Source organism: Arhodomonas sp. KWT (assembly GCF_010993615.1).
This window is the reverse complement of the sequence record NZ_WNXE01000828.1, coordinates 1-744: the sequence shown is the minus strand read 5'-3', so window position 1 is coordinate 744 and position 744 is coordinate 1. Positions and strand designations below refer to the sequence as shown.

The 744-nt window shown below is 71.4% G+C and carries 1 protein-coding gene; it reads left to right on the top strand.

Going from position 1 to position 744, the window contains the following annotated elements:
- On the top strand, positions 1-744 hold a 744-nt coding region (locus G7A99_RS22705; RefSeq protein ID WP_240466386.1), incomplete at both ends, for a 3-hydroxyacyl-CoA dehydrogenase family protein.

Here is a 744-nt window from a genome sequence, read left to right as displayed (position 1 = left end):
GGCGCAGCGGCCCGGCAACGTCATCGGCATGCACTATTTCTCGCCGGTGGAGCGCATGCCGCTGCTGGAGGTGATCCCCCACGCCGGCACGGATGCGGCGGTCGTCGCCACCGCCGTCGCCGTCGGCCGGGCCCAGGGCAAGACGCCGGTGGTGGTCGGCGATACCCCGGGGTTCTACGTCAACCGCATCCTCGCGCCCTACATCAACGAGGCCATCCACCTGGTCACCGAGGGCGTGGCCATCCACCACGTGGACGGCGCGCTGGTGCGTTTCGGCTTCCCGGTGGGGCCGTTCAAGCTCCTCGACGAGGTGGGCCTGGACGTCAGCGCCCACGTCGCCACGGTGCTCCACGAGGCCTACGGCGAGCGCATGCGCCCCACCGACGCGGCGCAGCGGATGATCGACGACGGCCGGCTCGGGCGCAAGTCCGGGCGCGGCTTCTACCGCTACGGCGGCCGGCGCAGCGGCAGCGAGGTCGACGAGGACGTCTACGAGCTGCTCGGCGTGCACCGTCAGCGCCTCGCCGGCGACGACGAGATCGTCCAGCGCACCGTGGGCATGCTGCTCAACGAGGCCGTGCGCTGCCTCGACGAGGGGGTGCTCCGCAATGCGCGCGACGGTGACATCGCGGCGGTGTACGGAATCGGCTTTCCGCCTTTTCGCGGCGGCCCTTTCCGCTATATTGATAGTCTGGGGGCCGGCGGGGTGCACTGGTGGCTTGAGCGCTACCGCCCGCACGGGGC